Origin of the sequence: Gordonia sp. UBA7599, assembly GCA_002477755.1 — a bacterium.
Taxonomy (GTDB): Bacteria; Actinomycetota; Actinomycetes; order Mycobacteriales; family Mycobacteriaceae; genus Gordonia.
In genome coordinates, this window is the sequence record DLKD01000056.1 from 1 (window position 1) to 449 (window position 449).

Below are 449 nucleotides of genomic sequence, written 5' to 3' on the forward strand. Positions count from 1 at the left end.
GCACCGCCGACGAAGTCGCGGGGCAGGCCGCGAGCGCGCGGGGCACCGGCACGGTGTCGGCGCGCGGCGGCGGCGAGTCGGTGACGGCGCTGATCAATCTCGCCGCACGCTCGGGCCGACGGCTGCGCGTCGAATACGTGAACTCCCACGGCAAAGCGTCGCACCACGTCGTCAAGGTCGCGCTGGTGCGAGCGGGGAAAGTGATCGCCAGCGAGATCGGCTCGGGCGACGAGGTGGAACTGTCGGTGCACCGCATCACCACCGTCGAACTCCTCGACTGAATTCGCACGCGCCCGGCGTTCCATGCGCTCGGGGTTCGTGGACAATGGGCCGGGTGACCGACGGACCCCTCATCGTGCAATCGGATAAGACCCTCCTGTTGGAGGTCGACCATCCCGGCGCACCGGCAGCGCGTGCCGCGATCGCCCCGTTCGCCGAGCTGGAGCGCG

Annotated in this window: 1 pseudogene; it reads left to right on the top strand. The window is 70.4% G+C overall.

Features of this window, described 5'->3' with window-relative positions:
* Positions 1-281 (top strand): annotated as a pseudogene (locus tag B4L26_RS07095) (hypothetical protein); the annotation flags it as partial.
* Positions 282-449 lie beyond the last annotated feature (168 nt).